Annotated in this window: 14 protein-coding genes and 1 riboswitch; of the genes, 11 read left to right on the plus strand and 3 right to left on the minus strand. The window is 37.9% G+C overall.

What is annotated here, in order from left to right; all coding sequences use genetic code 11:
* Positions 1-29: 29 nt before the first annotated feature.
* From thiQ to thiB, 3 genes are read right to left on the minus strand one after another with little or no spacing between them, the layout of a single operon-like run.
* Entirely contained in the window at positions 30-728 is a 699-nt protein-coding gene (gene thiQ, locus AAZR93_RS12210) for a thiamine ABC transporter ATP-binding protein ThiQ (RefSeq protein ID WP_434719946.1), read from the minus strand.
* Complete coding sequence (gene thiP / locus AAZR93_RS12215; RefSeq protein ID WP_434719947.1) at positions 721-2,325, minus strand: thiamine/thiamine pyrophosphate ABC transporter permease ThiP; 1,605 nt, start codon at positions 2,323-2,325, stop codon at positions 721-723. Before thiP ends, thiQ begins: the two co-directional genes overlap by 8 nt.
* Complete coding sequence (gene thiB, locus AAZR93_RS12220) at positions 2,301-3,305, minus strand: thiamine ABC transporter substrate binding subunit (protein ID WP_434719948.1); 1,005 nt, start codon at positions 3,303-3,305, stop codon at positions 2,301-2,303. The genes thiP and thiB overlap by 25 nt, the downstream gene beginning before the upstream one ends.
* Before the next feature lie 59 nt (positions 3,306-3,364).
* Positions 3,365-3,462: riboswitch (TPP riboswitch) on the minus strand.
* Positions 3,463-3,576: 114 nt separating this feature from the next.
* On the opposite strand from thiB, the gene rppH reads away from it, so the two are divergent.
* From rppH to recB, 11 genes are all read left to right on the plus strand, one after another.
* Positions 3,577-4,110 carry an RNA pyrophosphohydrolase gene (rppH, locus tag AAZR93_RS12225; protein ID WP_294106815.1) on the plus strand — a complete coding sequence of 178 codons (534 nt, stop codon included), beginning with the start codon at positions 3,577-3,579 and terminating at the stop codon, positions 4,108-4,110.
* Between the two features lie 4 nt (positions 4,111-4,114).
* Complete coding sequence (gene ptsP, locus AAZR93_RS12230; RefSeq protein WP_434719949.1) at positions 4,115-6,361, plus strand: phosphoenolpyruvate--protein phosphotransferase; 2,247 nt, start codon at positions 4,115-4,117, stop codon at positions 6,359-6,361.
* Between the two features lie 84 nt (positions 6,362-6,445).
* Positions 6,446-7,345 (plus strand): prolipoprotein diacylglyceryl transferase, encoded by a 900-nt coding sequence (gene lgt, locus AAZR93_RS12235; protein WP_434719950.1) that lies wholly within the window; start codon positions 6,446-6,448, stop codon positions 7,343-7,345.
* Between the two features lie 61 nt (positions 7,346-7,406).
* Entirely contained in the window at positions 7,407-8,258 is an 852-nt protein-coding gene (locus AAZR93_RS12240) for a thymidylate synthase (protein WP_434719951.1), read from the plus strand.
* Between the two features lie 409 nt (positions 8,259-8,667).
* The gene (locus AAZR93_RS12245; RefSeq protein ID WP_434719952.1) at positions 8,668-9,153 is read left to right on the plus strand and encodes a prepilin-type N-terminal cleavage/methylation domain-containing protein; all 486 of its coding nucleotides are present in this window, start codon (positions 8,668-8,670) and stop codon (positions 9,151-9,153) included.
* The gene (locus AAZR93_RS12250) at positions 9,147-9,755 is read left to right on the plus strand and encodes a prepilin peptidase-dependent protein (RefSeq protein ID WP_434719953.1); all 609 of its coding nucleotides are present in this window, start codon (positions 9,147-9,149) and stop codon (positions 9,753-9,755) included. Before AAZR93_RS12245 ends, AAZR93_RS12250 begins: the two co-directional genes overlap by 7 nt.
* A complete protein-coding gene (locus AAZR93_RS12255; RefSeq protein WP_336430503.1) occupies positions 9,752-10,195 on the plus strand; it encodes a YgdB family protein in 444 nt (147 codons plus the stop codon). Before AAZR93_RS12250 ends, AAZR93_RS12255 begins: the two co-directional genes overlap by 4 nt.
* Positions 10,192-10,536 (plus strand): type IV pilus modification PilV family protein, encoded by a 345-nt coding sequence (locus tag AAZR93_RS12260; RefSeq protein WP_336430505.1) that lies wholly within the window; start codon positions 10,192-10,194, stop codon positions 10,534-10,536. Before AAZR93_RS12255 ends, AAZR93_RS12260 begins: the two co-directional genes overlap by 4 nt.
* 18 nt (positions 10,537-10,554) lie before the next feature.
* Complete coding sequence (gene recC / locus AAZR93_RS12265; RefSeq protein WP_434719954.1) at positions 10,555-13,929, plus strand: exodeoxyribonuclease V subunit gamma; 3,375 nt, start codon at positions 10,555-10,557, stop codon at positions 13,927-13,929.
* Between the two features lie 17 nt (positions 13,930-13,946).
* The gene (gene ptrA / locus AAZR93_RS12270; RefSeq protein ID WP_434719955.1) at positions 13,947-16,844 is read left to right on the plus strand and encodes a pitrilysin; all 2,898 of its coding nucleotides are present in this window, start codon (positions 13,947-13,949) and stop codon (positions 16,842-16,844) included.
* On the plus strand, positions 16,841-20,449 hold the full coding sequence (recB, locus tag AAZR93_RS12275) for an exodeoxyribonuclease V subunit beta (RefSeq protein WP_434719956.1): 3,609 nt from the start codon (positions 16,841-16,843) through the stop codon (positions 20,447-20,449). Before ptrA ends, recB begins: the two co-directional genes overlap by 4 nt.
* Positions 20,450-20,451: the final 2 nt, after the last annotated feature.

A 20,451-nucleotide genomic window follows, 5' to 3' on the forward strand; every position in this document is an offset into this window, starting at 1 on the left:
TGGGTTTTTATACAGTGTTTTTTGTTGGGTTAAGGTGTGACCCCAAGCAGTTTGGATGCAGGGTTATTTCCTTGTAATAGCTGAGTAGTACTACCATCATAGGCAATTTTACCCTCTGAAATAACTAAGGTTCTTGGTGCTATTTTCAGCGTATCTTCAATATTATGTGAAACCATTATTAATGTGATTTCTTTTGCTGAACAAATTTCGTCTAGTAGCGAGAGCATTTCGTTACGAAGTGCAGGGTCTAGTGCTGAAAACGGTTCGTCTAACAACAAAATAGGTTGGTTGCGAATCAGACAACGTGCAAGGGCTGCTCGTTGACGTTGTCCTCCCGATAATTGGGCTGGAAGCCTATCAAGGTGGGGGCTTAGGCTGACTTGTTCTGCCATCTCTTCAATTTGCTGAATTTGATCTTTTTTTAATCGTAAGCTTGGGTACAGACCAAGTCCAATATTTTGCCTAACAGTTAAATGAGCAAATAAATTATTCTCTTGAAATAGCATCGAAACAGGGCGCTTAGCTGGTGGGGTAGCGCTATGATCATAACCATTTAATTGGATAGTCCCATTTTGGGCAAATTGAAAACCACTAATCAGACTTAATAAGGTACTTTTACCTGCACCACTTGGCCCCATTACGGCAATCCTTTCACCAGCCTCGGCCGCAAAATCAAAATACATATTCAGGTTATCGTACTGGTAATCCAGTTTAGTTAATTTAATCATTATTTTTTCCTGAGATACGTTCGAGCAAGCTAAATAAACAAAAACACAATAATAACAATAGCATTGCGGTCACTGCGCCATCGTTAGTACGATAAGCCCCAATTTGTTGATAAAGATAATAAGGAAGTGTACGAAAATCCTCATTTCCAAATAGAGCGACAACGCCAAAATCGCCAATGGATATGACACAAGCAAAGGCTAACGCTTGTGCTATGGGTTTCTTGAGTGCTTTTAACTCTATTATTCTAAAACGTTTAAACCCACTGATAGCCAAAGATTGGCAAAGCGGGTTATAGCGCTCAGCAATATCTCTCATTGGGTTTTCGAGTACTTTGAGGGCATAAGGAATAGCGAGTAAGGCGTTCGTCATAATTACCAATGCGTAAGGAGACTCTGGTATCCCAATAGTTTCATTAAAAAAGATGAAAAAACCAGTAGCAAGAACAATACCTGGCATAGCTAGGATAATTAAGCCACTAAGTTCTATGGCTTGACCAATCCTAATAGCTTGGCGTAATCGAAGCTCTCGGCTGCTCCAAAGCAGCATTAATGTTAATAGTACACAAAGTAATCCAGCGCAAAGCGCAATAATTAATGATGTTGAGGTCGCTTGCCATAGTGCTGATTGGCTAAAAACAGAGATTAACTGACCGTTTAAACCATCAAAAATAACGGCCAAAAGTGGTGGAAGTAATAGCAACATCGCAGCAATAATTAATAAAGCATCACGGAGACGGCGAAATAAATTATCAGCAGGATCGTACCAATGAGTTTGGTGACTAAAGCCAACAGAGAATAAATTGTTTATTTTTTGGCATATAAACATTAAGCCAACACAGAAAAAAAGCTGAATTAAAGCGAGTATTGTTGCTCGGCCAAGATCAAAGTCGTAACTGAGAGACTGATATATAGCCAATTCGATGGTAGTCGCCGCAGGACCGCCGCCTAAGGCTAATACTGTTGCAAAGCTGGCAAAGCACAACATAAATATTAATGATGCAGTAGGTAGAATTTGCCTACGTAAATAAGGCCATTCTAAGATAGTAAATTGTTGCCACTCATTAAAGCCTAATTGCGCTGCACTTTGACGTTGTTCGATAGCAATATTTTCTAATGACTGTAATAGCATTCGAGTCGCTAACGGCATATTAAAAAAAATGTGAGCGAGTAAAATGCCCTTTAAGCCATAAGGCGAAAAAGTATATTCTAAACCAAATAATTGGCATAGTTTTGCTAGCCAGCCTGTTTGTCCATATATGGAGAGAATACCAAAGACAGCGACAAGAACAGGCAGTACCAATGTCATGGCACATAAGCGAATAAATAGTGTTCTACCAAAAAATCGCCTTCGATAAAGAGCTCTTGCAAGTAAAATAGCAGGGAGTACAGAGAAAATTGCAGATAAAAAGGCTTGCCAAAAGGTAAAGCCAATCACATGCCATAAATAGCTGTCATTTATGATCTCATCAATGGCAATTTCGGGTGCAAAGTGCCATAGCGCACCGAAGGCTAGTGATGCAACCGCCACTAATAAACCGGAAGCTAGTACTCCCGGTAACAGTGATGAGTTAATTAACGACTGACGGCGCTTTGCCATAAACGAGTCCATGATTGACGTTCTTTGGCGACTTCTTGCGCACTAAATTGCAGTGATTTTTTGGGTAGTGGTAACCGGTTATAGACATCCGGTAATGGAACATCAGTTACCGGATACATCCAGTTGGTTGTTGGTAAGGTGTTTTGAAATTCAGGTGTTAACATGAATTTTAGGAATTGTTTAGCCAGCTCAGGTTGTGGACTATTTTTAAGTCTAGCCGCAACTTCAATCTGCATATAATGCCCTTCATCAAATAAAGCAGCAGCATAATTATCTTTATTATCATTAAGCATTTGATACCCAGGCGATGCGGTATAGCTTAGTACAAAATCCCCTTCACCCTTTAAGAATAGGCCGTATGCTTCGCTCCAACCTTTAGTCACGGTAAGGGTTTTCCCTGCCATGTTTTTCCATGCATCAGCAGATTTATCGCCATACAGTTTTTCAATCCATAACATTAAACCTAATCCTGGAGTGCTAGTGCGGGGGTCCTGATAAATAATTTTCCAGTTATTTTTGCTTGTTAATAATTCATTCATGCTTTTTGGCGGTTGTTTGATTTTATTGGTGTCATAAATAAATGCAAAGTAGCCATAATCATAGGGAATAAAAATTGGGTTATTCCATTCAATGGGTAGCTTGAGGGCATCGGTACTTATGTCTGCTGGTGCAAATAATCCGGTTTTTTCGGCAGAATCAATTAGGTTGTTATCTAAACCTAAAATGATATCGGCTTTGCTTTTTTTACCTTCCATTCGCAAGCGGTTAAGTAAAGAAACACCATCGCCTAGCGAGACTAATTTTAATTCACAATCACATTGAGCTTCAAAACTCTTTTTGATTTGAGGTCCAGGGCCCCATTCAGCTGCAAATGAATCATAGGTGTAAATAGTTAATGTCGGTTTCTCTGCCCATGATAAATGTGCAAAAGTCAGTACATTTAAAGCGATAAGATAGGTAAAAAGCTTATTTTTAAACATTTGTTTTCCTGCGCTAAAAATAAAAATACACAGGATTTGAGGGGGAACCGCGCTGTGTTTACAGGCGGTAGCTCAAATCCCTACGCCGGTATTAGCCGGATCAGGTTCTACGGGTTATTTCTCAGCCAAATATATTTAGGCACCCCGTTGAGACGCTTACTATTGTAGTGACTTCAGACATATCTGCAAACTGTATTGATATAGGTTTACCAGTTAGGGTATGTGTGAAACAATTGGGGTATCTTTCAAATTTGGTTATTGAGGTAGTCTAGTGATCGATGATGATGGCTACCGCCCGAATGTAGGAATTGTAATTTGTAATCGGCAAGGGCAGGTTTTATGGGCTCGCCGCTATGGTCAGCATTCATGGCAATTCCCTCAAGGAGGTATCAATCCTGGGGAGTCTCCTGAACAGGCAATGTATCGTGAATTATACGAAGAAGTCGGGCTACAGCGTAAAGATGTTAGGTTATTAGCATCTACCCGTAACTGGTTACGTTACAAATTACCCAAGCGTTTGGTGCGTTGGGATACAAAACCTGTTTGTATCGGGCAAAAACAGCGTTGGTTTTTACTACAATTACAATGCAATGAAGCTGATATAAACGTGCAGCGCAGTAAATCGCCAGAATTTGATGGCTGGCGATGGGTCAGTTATTGGTATCCTGTTAGGCAGGTAGTTTCTTTTAAACGTGAAGTTTATCGTCGCGTAATGAAAGAATTTGCTCCAATTGTAATGCCTTTACAGGAACAGAAATTACCACAACGACCTGTTTTTAATAACCGTAGGCGTGGAGCTAAGTAAGTCTATGTTGACGCGTTTGCGTGATATTGTTGAAAAAGTCGCTATGGCAACAAGTTTGACCGAAGCACTTGAAATTTTGGTGAATGAAACTTGCAAAGCGATGAGGACCGATGTGTGTTCTATCTACTTAGCAGATCATCCTCGCCAATGTTATTATTTAATGGCAACCCGTGGGTTGAAAAAGCCCCGCGGGATTGCTATTCGTCTTGGATTCGATGAAGGTGTAGTTGGTGCTGTTGGCCGCCAATCTGAAATGCTCAATTTAGCGGATATCCGTGAGCATCCTCAATATAAATATCTCCCCCAATTAAAGGAAGGCCAGCTTAAGGCTTTTCTTGGCGTTCCTGTCGTTTACCGTCGCCAACTCTTAGGTGTATTGGTTGTACAGCAGAAAGAGAAACGTTTATTTAACGAAACCGAAGAGTCTTTTATGGTGACGTTATCTATGCAACTCGCCGTAATTTTATCGCAAGCTCAAGCAAAAGGTGTTTTTGGTCAATACAGGCAAAGTCGAATAAAAGCGATTCCTGTCTCTCAGGGAATTGCAATGGCGTATGGCTGGCAAGATAATTCACAACCATCTTTTGATAGTGTTTGTGAAGCCAGTGCTATCAATAAAGATGATGAAAAACAAAGGCTAATAAGCGCTCTTGAGAGTGCAGCGGCGGAATGTCGTCGTATTAGCAAACGCTTTATGGCGAATTCATCAAAAGAAAGTGCAGCCATTTTTGATTTGTATAATCATTTGCTTAATGATCCTCAACTTAAAAAGAATTTATTCACATCTATTGAGCAAGGCGCGGTAGCCGAATGGGCTGTCAAAACGGTTATTGAGGATTATGTTGAACAATTTTCACGTTTACGTGATCTGTATCTTCGAGAGCGTGGTACTGATCTCAGAGCATTAGGTCAACGCTTACTTTTTCATCTTGATGATTCGTTAACACCAATAAATCAGTGGCCTGAGCGTTTTATATTAGTTGCTGATGAACTTAGTGCCAGTGTGCTTGCCGAATTGCCGTTTGAGCAATTAGCGGGTGTCATTGTGCGCGATGGTGCAACACATTCCCATTCGGCAATTCTTATTCGTGCTATGGGGATCCCAGCCATTATGGGGGCTGATGTTGAACCCTCATTACTGCATAACCGTCTTTTGATTCTAGATGGTTATCGTGGAGAAGTATTTATTGAGCCTGAGAATTTAATTGCTCAGGAATACCAGCAGATTATTGAAGAAGAAAATGTTTTAAGTCGTTTAGCAGAAGGCACTTTAGAGCAAGATGCTATTTTAAAAAATGGCGACCAAGTTAATATTTATCTTAATGCTGGATTGAGTCCTCGTTATGAGCAGCAAATCAATATGGGTGTTGATGGTGTTGGTTTGTATCGAACTGAACTTCCATTCATGCTGCATAATGGTTTTCCATCAGAAGATGAACAAAAGCAAATGTACCAAGAAGTGCTTGAGCTCTTTCCAACTAAGCCCGTAGTACTAAGAACGCTGGATATTGGTGCTGATAAACAACTTCCTTATATGCCTATTAGTGAAGAAAATCCGAGCCTAGGTTGGCGTGGTATTCGTATCATGTTAGATCAACCAGAAATATTTCTTATTCAATTAAGAGCGATGTTGCGCGCTGATCATGCTGTGGGTAATTTACGGATTTTATTACCGATGATCACCAGTATTGATGAGGTTGATGAAGCTATTATTTTGATAAATAGGGCTAGAGATGAAGTAAGTAATTTACTTCATCAGCCTATTAAAATGCCACAAGTTGGTGTGATGCTTGAAGTCCCATCATTACTATTTTTATTGCCTGAATTAAAAAAACGAGTTGATTTCATATCGATAGGTACAAATGATTTTACACAATATTTACTTGCTGTTGACCGTAATAATACGCATGTAGCAACGCTATATGATAATCTTCATCCCGCCGTTGTGCGTTTTTTAGCAATGGTTTATGAAGAGTGTCGTCGTCTTAACATGCCAATCAGTGTATGCGGTGAAATGGCCGGTCAGCCACTGAGTGCAATGGTATTGATTGCCTTAGGTTATCGTTCATTAAGTATGAGTGGTAGAAGCGTTCCTCGAATGAAATATTTAATTCGGCAACTTGATCCAGAACTTATGTCTGAATTAGCTTTAGCCCTGCTGAGGGCAGAAACAAGTGACAGCGTTAGACTAAAAACAAGTGAGTTTATGGAGAAAAATGGTCTCGGTGGATTTGTCCGTGGTGGAATTTAATCCGTTTTTCTATGTTATTTATATGTGATAACCCTGTGTTATGATGCGCTATGATTTTAGCTTAACAATTTAAAGTGGGGAACGATGAGCATCAGCTATTTAGCATTACCCGAAATTGATCCCGTGATGTTCTCAATAGGGCCAGTCTCGCTTCATTGGTATGGTTTTATGTACCTCGTAGGTTTTGTTTTTGCCCTATGGCTTGCCGGTCGTCGAGCTAATAAACCTAATAGCGGATGGACAAAAAACGAAGTTGAAAATCTACTTTATATAGGTTTCGTCGGTGTGTTTGTTGGTGGACGTTTAGGTTACGTTTTCTTCTATAATTTACCTGTATTTCTTGATGACCCTCTTTATTTATTTAAAGTTTGGGATGGTGGAATGTCATTCCATGGTGGGCTCATTGGTGTTATCTGCGCCATGATGTGGTTTGCTCATCGTACTCGACGTCGATTTTTACAAGTTGCTGATTTTGTTGCGCCATTAATTCCTTTTGGGCTTGGTATGGGGCGTATCGGAAACTTTATTAATGGGGAATTATGGGGGCGCGTTACTCTTGATACACCTTGGGCATTTCTGTTTCCTCGTTCACGAAGTGAAGATATTCAACTTGCGATACAAGACCCTTCTTTAATGCCTATCTTAGAACAATATGGTGTTCTACCGAGGCATCCATCTCAACTTTATGAGATGGCTTTAGAAGGCATAGTGTTGTTCCTTATTCTTAACTTATTTGTGCGTAAACCTCGTCCAATGGGAAGTGTGTCTGGTTTATTCCTCATAGGTTATGGCGCATTTCGTATTATTGTTGAGTTCTTTAGGCAACCCGATGCCCAATTAGGTTTATTTGGTGGCATTAGTATGGGGCAAATACTTTCAGTGCCAATGATAATAGCAGGCGTATTGATGATTCTGTGGGCTTATAAATACGGTAAAAATATTCCTGCACATAAACCTGAAAATACGGCTGCGAAAAGTAAGTAAATTAATAAATTAAGGTTGATGCTATTGGCTTAGTATCAACCCGTAAAGCAAGAGAGCGACTATGAAGCCATATCTTGAGTTGTGCCAACGTATTATTGACGAAGGACAGTGGATTGAGAATAAGCGCACCGGAGTGCGTTGTTTAACTGTTATCAATGCAGACCTTGAATATGACGTTGGTAATAATCAATTCCCACTTATTACAACCCGTAAAAGTTTTTATAAGGCGGCTATTGCAGAATTAATCGGTTATTTGCGTGGTTATGATAATGCAGCTCAATTTCGTGAAATCGGTTGTAATACTTGGAATGCAAATGCAAATGAAAACCAAGCATGGTTAAACAATTCTCATCGCAAAGGTGAGGATGATATGGGACGTGTATATGGTGTTCAAGGCCGTTCTTGGCAACGTCCAGATGGTTCATATGTTGATCAGCTGAAAAAAGTAGTCAATAACCTGAAAAATGGCATTGATGATCGTGCGGAAATAATTACATTTTATAATCCTGGTGAATTTGAAATGGGCTGCTTACGTCCATGTATGCACACCCATACATTTTCACTATTGGGTGACACTTTACATTTAACGTCATATCAACGTAGTTGTGATGTGCCACTTGGATTGAATTTTAATCAAGTTCAATGTTTCGTTTTGTTGGCATTAATGGCTCGAATTACTGGACATAAAGCAGGCAAGGCATATCATAAAATTGTAAATGCACATATTTATGAAAATCAATTACCTTTGATGCGAGATGTTCAACTAAAACGTGAGCCTTTTGCATTACCGTCATTAACGATTAATCCTCAAATTAAAACGTTAGAGGATCTTGAAACATGGGTGAGTACCGATGATTTCATTTTAGACGGATATCAATGCCACGAAGCAATTAAATATCCATTTACAGTCTAAGTTACCTAATTTTTAAAGAACTTGGGTGTTGTTATTTGTTACAGCACCCCTCAGCTTTACTTCTTTGTAATACCTCATCATCCTTCAGTATTTATATGGTTCTCCTTTTATTTCATGGTATTAGTAGTGAAAAATACGAATAAGTAAGCTTTTAATTTGCTTAAATTTAAACTCTGCTTGTTACTCAATTCATATTTTCATTTCTTCTAGAAAAAATTAATAAATTTATTTTCCTTAACTTATTTTTTGCGAAGCGCTTCCCAAACATGCACCTGTTGGTTGCAAGATTTTTATTTTGTTGGGAAGCGCTTCGTAAATTCGAATGTGATTGCTAGTGGCATGATATTTTTTTGTCAATATCAAGGCGTCACTACGCTGATTATTCATAAATATGGGAGTAAAGGAATCAATGAGAGTTGAAGTTAATAGCCGGCAAAATGGTTTTACTTTGATTGAAATTTTAGTAGTTTTATTTATTTGTTCTTTAGTCGTACTTCCTGCGTTATATAACTGGCAACAACAATTACAGCGATTTCGCTTAATTGATGCCGCAAGACAAGTAGCAGGGTTTATTTATAGTAATTTGATGGAAGGAATATACCTTAATCAACATCGAGTTTTGCAGGTTAATAATGATCAAGGACGTTGGAATTTGGTTGTTAATAATGTAGCTACAGGAAAAGAAATTAGCAGACTAAGCGATTCAAAACTTGAAGGGATTGGTATAAAAAAAACAACTCGTACTTCAATTGACCTTTATGGTAAGCAAGGAACAAGTCATGCTTTTAGCATCGAATTACAAAATGAAAATGAAGCTATTATTATTTACCTGTCAGCAATTGGGCGATTGAGAGGGTGTAGTAAACAGAAAATGGTGGGAATTCCACGATGCTAAGCTTTTCTTCTGTGAAAAGATCAAATTTAGAGTTGGGCTTTTCTTTGATTGAAATGCTTGTAGCAATGGCTATTAGCAGTGTTATTTGTATTGCGGTTATGAGTACTATTCCAACATTGTTCAAACAAATTTATCAGTCATATTTTCAATATCAGATTGATAAAGATGTAAAACAAGTGCTTATCAATATGGAGAAAGATTTTAGGCGAATTGGATATTGCAGTAGCCTATCTTGCCAAGGAAAAGCAATTAGAATTGAGTCTAAACTTTTAAGTCGATACCCTAATTCATGTATTATTTTTGCCTATGACCAAGATTTATCTGGTAAATGGATTAATCGTAAATCGAAAAAAATTGATTCAGATTTTTTTGGGTACAGGTTAAATGGAAATAAATTAGAGTCTAACCGTAATGTGAATGATTGTAATGGAACTCGCTGGCAATCATTATTTGATGCAAAACTAATAACAGTTAATCAATTACAGTTTCATTGGAATGAAGCAAATGCATTACTTGAGATGATTATTAGCGTGGAAACCAAGTTGTTGCCTAAGAAAATATTTACTTATCGAACAGCTGTTATGATTAGGAATTTGCAATGACAAAGAAAAATGCACAAAAAGGGAATGTTGCGTTAATCATGGTTGTTGTATTAATGACAATGGGTTTATTACTACTTAAAGCATTACATTACTATCAAGAGCGGGCACGGGATGAACTCTATAATGAAACTAAATACCTTGAAGCTTTTAATCATGCAGAATCCGCACTTTCGTGGGGGTTGCTACAATCATGGAAGCTAAGTACGTCTAGAAAAACATATTGGGAGTGCCAAAAAGAAACAACGCAGGGTTGGAGCAGTTGTTTAAGGCATGTGAAAGGTAACAATTTTGTTTTATTAGGTAAAAGTGATTTCAAGCAAGGGGAGCAAATCAAAGTTTATAGATGGGTAACTTCGATTTCAGGTTCACAGAAAATTAAAATACGTGAAAAAGGTTGGCTTGATTACTGTATCGTTGAGAAAAAAGGATTTTGTCTGTGAAAATAAAGCAACAGGGTTTTGCTTTAATTGAGTCAATGATTGCCGTGGTTGTTTTTGCTATCCTACTGATAGCTCTGCTAAACTATACTCAATATATCACATTGAATTTTAATCAGATATATCAAAGTTCAACGGCAATAAGGATGTTACAAAGTGCATTGGAGCGAAAAGCTTCTTTTATAGAAATTACATCTGTAAATACAGAACAACTTTATCCTAATTGGCAGGTAGCAGAAACGTTATCATCAAAAGGGGATAAATGCACTGAATCTATTATGGCCTTAATAATTGATACACAACAGTTTTCTTTAAATCGTTGGTTTTGTATAGTCGCTGATTGAATACAATAGGAGAGGGATATGTTTCAGGTTTATCATTCTAATCAATTAGATCTATTAAAAGAGTTGATTGCTCATTTAATGGAGAATGAACCACTTTCTCATCCTTTTGAACAAGAAATTGTTTTAGTACAAAGTCCTGGTATGTCTCAGTGGCTGCAAATTGAATTAGCTAAACGCTTTGGGATAGCTGCAAATATCAATTACCCTTTACCTGCAACTTTTATCTGGGATATGTTTCGTCGTGTATTACCTGATATTCCTAAAGAAAGTGCTTATACCAAACAAGCGATGACTTGGAAGCTAATGACTATTTTACCTGAAGTCATTGGTGAAGATGAGTTTGAACCTTTAAGACATTATCTTCAACAAGATACAGATAAACGAAAGTTACATCAATTGGCGGGGAGAGTTGCCGATTTATTTGACCAATATTTAGTTTATCGGCCGGAATGGGTGGAGAAATGGCGAAAAAATGAATTAATTGAAGGGTTAAGCCAGAATCAGTTATGGCAGAAAAGATTATGGCAGTGCCTTGTTGATTATACAAATAAGTTAGAACAGTCACCTTGGCATCGTGCAAATCTTTACCAAAGTTTTATTGAAAAACTATCAGCGAATCCTTCGTTAGGTCATGCTCTTCCTAAACGTATTTTTATTTGTGGTATTGCCTCATTACCTCCTGTTTATTTACAAGCTTTAAATGCGATTGCAGAACATACAGATATACACCTCATGTTTACGAATCCCTGTCGCTATTATTGGGGCGATATTCAAAGTCATTCATTTTTGTCGAAGTTAAAACAGCGAAAATTACGCCATTATCTTGATAAACATGAAGTCTCTCGTTTTAAAATCGAGGAACATGCGCAAAATTTATTTAATGAAGATGGAGAGCAAGATGTTATTAATCCTCTGCTCGCATCATGGGGAAAGTTAGGGCGAGATAACCTTTACTTTATTTCTCAAGTAGAAGGTACAAATGAAATTTCAGCTTTTGTCGACATAACTCGGGATAGCATTTTAGCAAATTTACAGCAGGATATTTTAGATCTAGAAGATCACTCTCAGTTAGGTAAAACGATAGAAAGTTTTGAAAGCAGTGAAGACAAACGACCTATAAGCGACTTGGATGAGTCTGTGACGTTTCACTCATGTCATAGCGCTCAACGGGAAGTTGAAGTGTTACAAGATAGATTGCTAGCGCTATTTGAGCAAGATGCTGATTTAACACCAAGAGATATCATTGTGATGGTCGCTGACATTGATAGCTATGCTCCTTATATTCAAGCGGTTTTTGGTAATACTGCTTCTGCCCGTTATATTCCATTTTCTATTTCAGATAGAAAAGCGTTGCAAGCTCATCCCATCTTGCAGGCATTTATCATGTTACTTGATTTACCACAAAGCCGATTCTCAACGGAGCAAGTACTCACATTACTTGAAGTATCTGCTTTTTCTGCACGCTTTGGTATTGATGAAAGTGAATTAAGCTTATTACGCCGTTGGGTCAATGAATCAGGTATCCGCTGGGGGCTTGATGACGATAATGTTCGGTCTTTAGCCTTGCCAGTGATTGGACAGAACACTTGGGAGTTTGGCTTAAGTAGAATGCTCTTGGGTTATGCTATGGATAGCCGAAATGGGCCTTGGAATGGTATTTTACCTTATGATGAATGTAGCGGATTAGCCGCACAATTAGCAGGAAAGCTAGCATTATTAGTCGATACATTAAAAGGTTGGCGTACCTTACTGGAGCAAGAGCGTACTCTTGAACAATGGAAAGATGTTTGCCGACAACTTATTGACAGTTGCTTTATGGTTGATGGCGATACTGAACTTGTATTGGCACTAGTGACTGAGCAGTGGCATAAAATTATCGACAATGCTTTAATTTCTGGTTATCAAGAAACCGTACCTTTGGGCTTAATTCGTGATGAACTTTCAATTTGTTTTGATGATGAAAAAATCAGTCAGCGATTTCTTGCGGGAGCTGTAAATTTTTGTACATTAATGCCAATGCGTTCAGTTCCATTTAAAGTTGTTTGTCTGCTAGGTATGAACGATGGCGCTTATCCTCGCAGTATTCCACCTTTAGGCTTTGATTTAATGTCGGAGAAGCCTGCCAGAGGTGATAGAAAACGCCGAGATGATGACCGCTATTTATTTTTAGAGGCATTAAACTCTGCCGCTAGACAGCTATATATTAGCTATATCGGCTTGTCTATTCGTGATAATCAACCTTGCAATCCATCAGTTCTTGTTACTGAATTACTTGATTACATTAGTCAGAGTTTTTGCTTAGTAGGTGATAATCATCTCAATATTGATGAAAGTGCTAAGCGATTAATACAACATTTGGTTATTCAACATAATAGAGTTCCTTTTGCTAAAGAAAACTTTATTCCTGAAACTTCTTATCAAAGTTTTGCGAACGAATGGTTACCGGCAGCAAATACAACAAGTAAAGAAGAAAAACCATTTTGTATCCCGCTTGATGAACGAGAGCCAATAACAGAAATATCTCTTGAACAATTATTGCGTTTTTATCGGCATCCAATCAGAGCATTTTTTCAGCAACGTCTTAAAGTGCATTTTTCGATTGAAGAAACTGAATTACCTGAAGATGAACCATTTATATTGGGAAGATTACAACGTTATAAAATCAATGATCGTATTTTAGATTTATTGGTTAAAGACGAAAATCCGACCCCTTTTTATCAAGCGCTTAAAGCTTCTGGTCAATTACCTGCTAAGCAGTTTGGCCAATTATTCTGGGAACAACAATTAGACGAAGTTATTCCTTTAGCTGAAAAAGTAAAAGAGCATGAAGCTCAACAGTTTGATTATCAAATTGATATTGAAATTAATGGAATTAAAATAAGTGGACTTCTGAAGAATGTACAAGAAAATGGTTTACTGCGTTATCGTCCTGCCTATTTAACCGCGAATGATGGTGTACAGTTATGGATAGAGCATCTTTTATTTAACTTACGTGTTGGTAAAGGGAATAGTGTCGCTCTCGGTCGTGATAATAGTATCTGGCAATTTTCTGAAATCGAACAAAATGAAGCATTACATTACTTAGAAGATTTAGTTTTGGGGTACTGTGAAGGTCAAAACTCTCCATTAATACTATTAAACCAAAGTGGCTGGAACTGGATATCGGCTTGCTTTGATAAAAAAACAAAACAGTACGATTTTTCTTCAGAGGAAATGCAACAAAAAGCATTATCAACATTATTACAAAGTCTTCAAGGGAGCTCAATGAAGCGAGGCGAAATGGAAGATGATTATGTGTTGAGGGCTTGTAGAAGTATTGATAGTACAATGATTCAAACACTGCTGAGAAATTCTCAGCGCTTCCTACTGCCAATGGCAGAATACTTGAAATAAAGGGAGAGCATTAAAGGATGCTACGTCTATCCAAAAATATCGCTCACTTATTCTTCTTATTTACCCTGCTTTTTTGGGGGAATGCACTTGCAGCTGAACCACTTTGGCAAGTTCTTCCTGAAACGATAAATAAAAGTGAAAGTGACTCAAGAGAGTACAAGGCAATAAAACTGAATAATGATATGACAGTTTTATTGGTATCGGATCCTAAAGCCACAAAATCGCTAGCTGCGGTTTCGTTACCTGTCGGTAGTATCGATAATCCAGATAACCAATTAGGTCTTGCTCATTATTTAGAGCATATGGTCTTAATGGGCTCTAAAAAGTACCCAGAGCCAAGTAGTTTCTCCGAATTTTTACAAAAACATGGTGGTAGCCACAATGCTAGCACTGCATCACATCGTACTGCATATTATTTTGAAGTTGAAAACAGTGCATTGCAGCAAGCTACAGATAGGCTAGCGGATGCATTAGCAGAACCTTTACTTGACCCTGTAAATGCAGATAGAGAACGTAATGCGGTAAATGCAGAGCTGACAATGGCACGCTCTCGCGATGGAATGCGCCTATGGCAAGTGCGTTCTGAAACGTTGAATCCCTTACATCCTAACTCACGTTTTGCAGGCGGAAATTTAGAAACATTAAAAGATAAGCCTAATAGCAAGTTGCAAGATGAATTGGTCAGCTTTTATAAACGCTATTATTCTGCGAATTTAATGAATGGAGTGCTCTATGGCGATCAATCTATTGATTCATTAGCTAAAATTGCACAAGATACTTTTGGGCGTATTCCTAATTTTAATGCGAGTGTTCCCTCTATAGATATTCCTGCGGTAACTGAGAAAGAAAAAGGTATTTTCATTCATTATGTTCCTGCTCAGCCACAAAAAGCGATTCAAATAGAGTTCAGTATCAAAAATAATATGGCTGATTTTCGTAGTAAAAGTGATGAATATATCGGTTATTTAATTGGTAATCGTAGTCCTGGGACACTAGCCGATTGGCTTATTTCGCAAGGTCTAGCTGAGGGTATTAGTGCATCTGCATCACCAAACGCTGACCGTAACTACGGCTCATTCTCCATTTATGTCACTTTAACGGATAAAGGACTAGAAGAGCGAGATCAAATCATAGCTGCAATTTTTGCTTATATTGATTTGTTGAAAAAAGATGGCGTAAACAAAAGTTATTTTGATGAAATTGCTAATGTCCTTAATTTATCGTTTCGTTATGGCTCTATCGTTAGAGATATGAATTATATCGAATGGCTATCTGATCAAATGATTGATATGCCAGTTAATCATGTACTTGATTCTGATTATATTGCTGATAAATATGATCCTGCTGCGATTGAACAACGATTAGCCGAGCTAACAGCAAAAGAAGCAAGAATTTGGTTTATTAGCCCACAAGAGCCGAGCAATAAGAAAGCATACTTTGTTGATGCTCCTTACCAGGTAGATAAAATTTCAGCTAAACAATTTACGCAGTGGACTCAATTAGAATCGAAAATGGATTTTAGATTGCCTACATTGAACCCGTATATTGCTGATAATTTGTCATTAATTAAAACAGATAAAGCCTATAAGCATCCCGAATTTATCTATCAAGATGGCAACACTCGCGTACTGTATATGCCAAGCCAATATTTTGCTGATGAACCAAAAGCAAATATTACATTAGCACTGCGGACTAAAGAGGGTGATAAAGACGCTAAATCTCAAGTTAGTAGTGCATTACTGCAATATATATCTTCATTGAAAATGGATGAGTTGCAATATCAGGCATCTGTTGCTGGCATGTCTGTATCCGTTTCTCAAGGTGGTGGTTTGCAGCTTAATGCTAGCGGTTATACGCAGCATCTACCTGAGTTATTTTTATCCATGACGAAGCTCTATTTAACTTTTGAACCAACGCAAAGAGAACTGGTTCAAGCGAAGTCTTGGTATAAAGAACAAATAGAAGTATCAAATAACGCGAAAGCTTATGAACTGGCAATGCAACCGCTCCAACGTATTAATAGCGTACCTTATTTTGAGCAAGAACAAAGGTTAGCAGTACTTGATACTATCTCGTTGAAAGATATCACTGATTATCGTTCTTTAGTTGTAGAAAGTGCGGCCTTGCAAGCTATCGTAGTGGGTAATTTAACCGAGCAGCAAAGTATTGAGACGATAAAAAAGGCGAAAGATTTACTCAATAGTAAGGGTAAAAATTGGTGGCGCGGAGATATTGTTGTCATTGATAAAAACTATTTAGCCGATTTTCATAAACAAGGGAATAGTTCAGATAATGCGTTAGCAGAGATCTTTATTCCTGATGGTTATAACCGTATTGAAGGTGCGGTATTGTCCGGTATTTTATCTAAAATTATTCAACCATGGTTTTATGATCAACTCCGAACCAACGAGCAGCTCGGTTATGCTGTATTTACCTTTAAAGCTGGATTAGGTGATCAATGGGGAATCGGTTTCTTATTACAAAGTAATGTGAAATCGCCAGATTATCTTAATACTCGTTACCAAGAGTTTTATGCTTTAGCGTTAGATAAATTAAAGAAACTACCTGCTGATGAATTTGAGCAGTATAAACAATCGATGATTACAGAAATGAATCAGCCTCCACAAACTTTCTATGAAGAAGTTGGGCGTTATTCTTCTGATTTTTCTCGTAATATTTTTAGTTTCGATACCCGTGAAAAAGTTTTAGCTGCGCTAAGTAGTGTTACACAAGCTCAAGTTATTGCTTATTACGACAAAGCGGTGATGAAACACCAAGGCTTAGCATTAACCTCTCAGGTTATTGGTCAAGGCGTAAATGCAAAAACAGGGTATGCGCAGTTAAAAGACTGGGTGCTTTATCCTAATGCTACAGAATTACAAAAGATTTTGCCTATAAAGGAAGATGCTGAGTGAGTAAAACGCAGATGAGTTCCCAATTACTAGATGCTTTTTCATTGCCTTTGCAAGGCCAAAGATTAATAGAAGCATCAGCTGGTACAGGCAAAACTTATACAATAGGGATACTTTATCTGCGTCTTTTGTTAGACCTTGGAGGTGATAACTCTTTTCCAAGGCCACTTAGTGTCGAAGAAATCTTAGTTGTTACCTTTACAGAGGCTGCAACTAATGAATTACGAGGGCGTATTCGTGAACGAATTCATGAAATGCGTTTGGCTTGTTTAAGAAACGGTGTTGGTTTTGAATCTAAACCTGAATATATCGAGCTGTTAAATCAATTACCCGAACAAGAACAAAGAGAGTTTGCAGCAAACTGGTTACTAGCCGCTGAACGTCAGATGGATGAAGCGGCTATTTATACTATTCATGGTTTTTGTCAGAGAATGCTTGTTAATAATGCCTTTGAATCAGGGGTGTTATTTGAACAAACTATGATTAAGGATGAATTTCCTATTCAAAAACAAGCTTGTGCTGATTTTTGGCGTCGCCATTTTTATCCTCTCGATTATTCATTAACTAAGGTCGTGCAGTCACAATGGAATGGTCCTGAAGCTCTTTTAGCGGAGATCTGTACCTTTTTACAAGGTGATATCCCATTAATTATAAATCAACCAAAACAGTCAGAAACGCTGGAAGAACGTCATTCTCGACTTATTTCATTAATTGAGTCCGTTAAATCATCATGGATATCAAATGTTGCTGATTTTGAAAAATTAATAACTGATTCTGATGTTGATAAACGCAGCTATAGCTCTCGTTTTCTACCAAGTTGGTTGGTGAAAATAAGCCAATGGTCTGGGGAAGCCACTGAGGACTATCAACTTCCTAAAGATTTAATTCGTTTCTCTCAATCTGTTTTACATGAAAAATCAAAAAGTGGTTCAGGTCCTGAACATATTGTTTTTGAGCAAATAGAAGGGCTGCTTGGGCAATCCCTTACAATAAAAGATCTGGTTATTCCCTTAGCTATTACACAAGTAAGACAAACTATTGCTCATGAAAAGCATCGTCGGGGAGAAATGGGATTTGATGATTTACTCACTCGGTTAGATAATGCATTAAAACAAGATAGTGGAAAATTTCTTGCCGATGCAATTAGCCGACGTTTTCCTGTTGCTATGATTGATGAATTTCAGGATACAGATCCTCAGCAATATCGTATTTTTCAGCGAATATACCAAGACGTTGATAACAGTGCATTGCTATTTATTGGCGATCCAAAACAGGCTATCTATGCTTTTCGTGGCGCAGATATTTTTACCTACATTGAAGCTAAAAAACAAGTTAGTGCTCACTATACGTTAGAAACAAACTATCGCTCATCTCAGAATATGGTTGAGGCAGTTAATTTTCTTTTTAGCCATTGTGATTCTCCCTTTATCTTTGAACAAATTCCTTTTCAGCCTGTTAATTTCGCACCAAACAATTTAGGTAAGAAGTTTGTCAATGATGGTAACAATGTTAAAGCATTAACTTTTTGGCAATTAGATGCCGAAGCTGTTTCCGTTGCTGAATATGAGCAAGCAATTGCTCAGCAATGCGCCGTACAAATTGCTCAATATTTGCAGGGGGGATTGCAAGGTAATACTTATTTTTTGAATAAAGAAAATCACAGAACCCCTGTGGCCGCCTCAGATATTACAGTACTCGTTCGTAGCCGTAGAGAGGCCGTATTGATTCGTGATGCCTTGAATCGATTAAATATACCTTCCGTGTTTCAGTCTAATAGAGAAAGCGTTTTTTCTACTCAGGAAGCCAGAGATCTGCTTTGGTTACTGCAAGCTGTCATGACTCCTGAAAAGGAGCGAGTGCTACGTAGTGCATTAGCAACAGGTATGTTTGGGTTGAATGCGAGAGAAATCGATGAACTGAATAATAACGAAAAAGCATGGGAAAAATTAGTAGATGAATTTACTCGTTATGCAACGATTTGGCATAAACGAGGGATACTTCCAATGCTACGAGTGGTTATGGCGGAGCGCCATATTGCTGAAACTTTACTATCAGGGCTTGAAGGCGAACGCCGTTTGATGGACATCATGCATATGGGAGAATTATTGCAGGAGATGTCTCTTCAACTTGAAGGTGAGCACACACTTACGCGTTGGTTAGCACAACAAATTGCACATCCTGACCATCAATCTGATGTACAACAAATGCGTCTTGAAAGTGATAAACATCTTGTACAAATTAGTACAATTCATAAATCGAAAGGGTTGGAATATAAAATTGTTTGGTTACCTTTTGCTAGTAATTTTTTACCACAGTCAAAAGGGCTTTATCACGACAGGAATGATTACGGTACAAGATTAGACTTAGATGATACTGATGAAAATGTCGCTTTAGCAGATGAAGAGCGTTTGGCAGAAGATTTACGATTACTTTATGTCGCTCTGACTCGAGCAATTTACCATTGTAGTGTGGGTATTGCTCCACTGATTAAAGGTAATCGTAAGAAAAGTGGTGAGACTGATTTACATCTATCTGCTCTTGGTTTTTTATTGCAAAAAGGGCAAGCAGGAGATAGTTCACTCTTAAAAAGTATGTTGAACGAAATAAGTAATGAAACTATTGATGTCACTATTATTAATTCGCCTGAGTTTAAGCGCTTATCACTAAATAAAAATGAAAATGAAAAATTAGTGGCAAGACAAGTCTCTCGCTATTTTGATGATCATTGGCGAGTTACGAGTTATTCAGGCTTAAGTTATAACGCAGGTCATACAGAAGCGGAACAAACTATTTCAGCGATACAATTTGCAAGCTCACTTGCTCCAAAAATGGATATTGAAGCCAGTATTGACGTAGAGCAACAAGAAACTAATGAAATAGCGTTAACGGCACATCAATTTCCAAAGGGGGCATCACCGGGTACATTTTTACATAGCTTAATGGAAGAAATTAATTTCTCTCAAGAAGTGCCTTTAGAATGGTTAACTGAACAGCTCGAAGCTTCTGGTTTTGATTGCCAATGGGCTCCTATGCTGCAAACTTGGTTGGATGCAATCGTCAACGCACCACTGGCAAATGATGGATTATGTTTATCTGCTTTACAGCCTCAAGACCAGCTTGACGAAATGCAATTTTATTTACCAATTGAAACCTTATTAGATGCCAGAGATATTGACCAAATAGCGCATAAATACGATCTGTTATCAGCGAATTGTCCACCTTTGAGTTTTGACAAGGTTCAGGGGATCTTAAAGGGATTTATTGATTTAACATTTTTTTGGAATGGTAAGTTTTATCTACTTGATTATAAATCAAATTACCTTGGTGAGGACGCATCTTGCTATACGCCAGAGGCAATGTCTGAAGCCATGATTGATCATCGATATGACCTCCAATATCAGTTGTATTCATTAGCGTTGCATCGTTATCTCAAGCAGAGGCTCCCTGACTATGATTATGAACAGCATTTTGGTGGTGTTTATTATTTATTCTTGAGAGGAATTGATAGTGCCGAGTCTAAGAATGGCATTTTTTTCCATCGCCCGTTATTAGATTTTATCAATGAGTTTGACCAACTGTTTCGCGATGCACAAGATAGGGGGCAGTGATG

Origin of the sequence: Providencia sp. Je.9.19, from assembly GCF_051129765.1 — a bacterium.
Taxonomy (GTDB): Bacteria; Pseudomonadota; Gammaproteobacteria; order Enterobacterales; family Enterobacteriaceae; genus Providencia.

Bases quoted from the DNA above. Each gene is read 5' to 3' on its own strand.
- AAZR93_RS12250 (WP_434719953.1), top strand. From the start codon at position 9,147: ATGCTAAGCTTTTCTTCTGTGAAAAGATCAAATTTAGAGTTGGGCTTT.
- thiP (WP_434719947.1), bottom strand. From the start codon at position 2,325: ATGGCAAAGCGCCGTCAGTCGTTAATTAACTCATCACTGTTACCGGGA.
- recC (WP_434719954.1), top strand. From the start codon at position 10,555: ATGTTTCAGGTTTATCATTCTAATCAATTAGATCTATTAAAAGAGTTG.
- AAZR93_RS12255 (WP_336430503.1), top strand. From the start codon at position 9,752: ATGACAAAGAAAAATGCACAAAAAGGGAATGTTGCGTTAATCATGGTT.
- AAZR93_RS12245 (WP_434719952.1), top strand. From the start codon at position 8,668: ATGAGAGTTGAAGTTAATAGCCGGCAAAATGGTTTTACTTTGATTGAA.
- thiQ (WP_434719946.1), bottom strand. From the start codon at position 728: ATGATTAAATTAACTAAACTGGATTACCAGTACGATAACCTGAATATG.
- thiB (WP_434719948.1), bottom strand. From the start codon at position 3,305: ATGTTTAAAAATAAGCTTTTTACCTATCTTATCGCTTTAAATGTACTG.
- ptsP (WP_434719949.1), top strand. From the start codon at position 4,115: ATGTTGACGCGTTTGCGTGATATTGTTGAAAAAGTCGCTATGGCAACA.
- lgt (WP_434719950.1), top strand. From the start codon at position 6,446: ATGAGCATCAGCTATTTAGCATTACCCGAAATTGATCCCGTGATGTTC.
- AAZR93_RS12240 (WP_434719951.1), top strand. From the start codon at position 7,407: ATGAAGCCATATCTTGAGTTGTGCCAACGTATTATTGACGAAGGACAG.
- ptrA (WP_434719955.1), top strand. From the start codon at position 13,947: ATGCTACGTCTATCCAAAAATATCGCTCACTTATTCTTCTTATTTACC.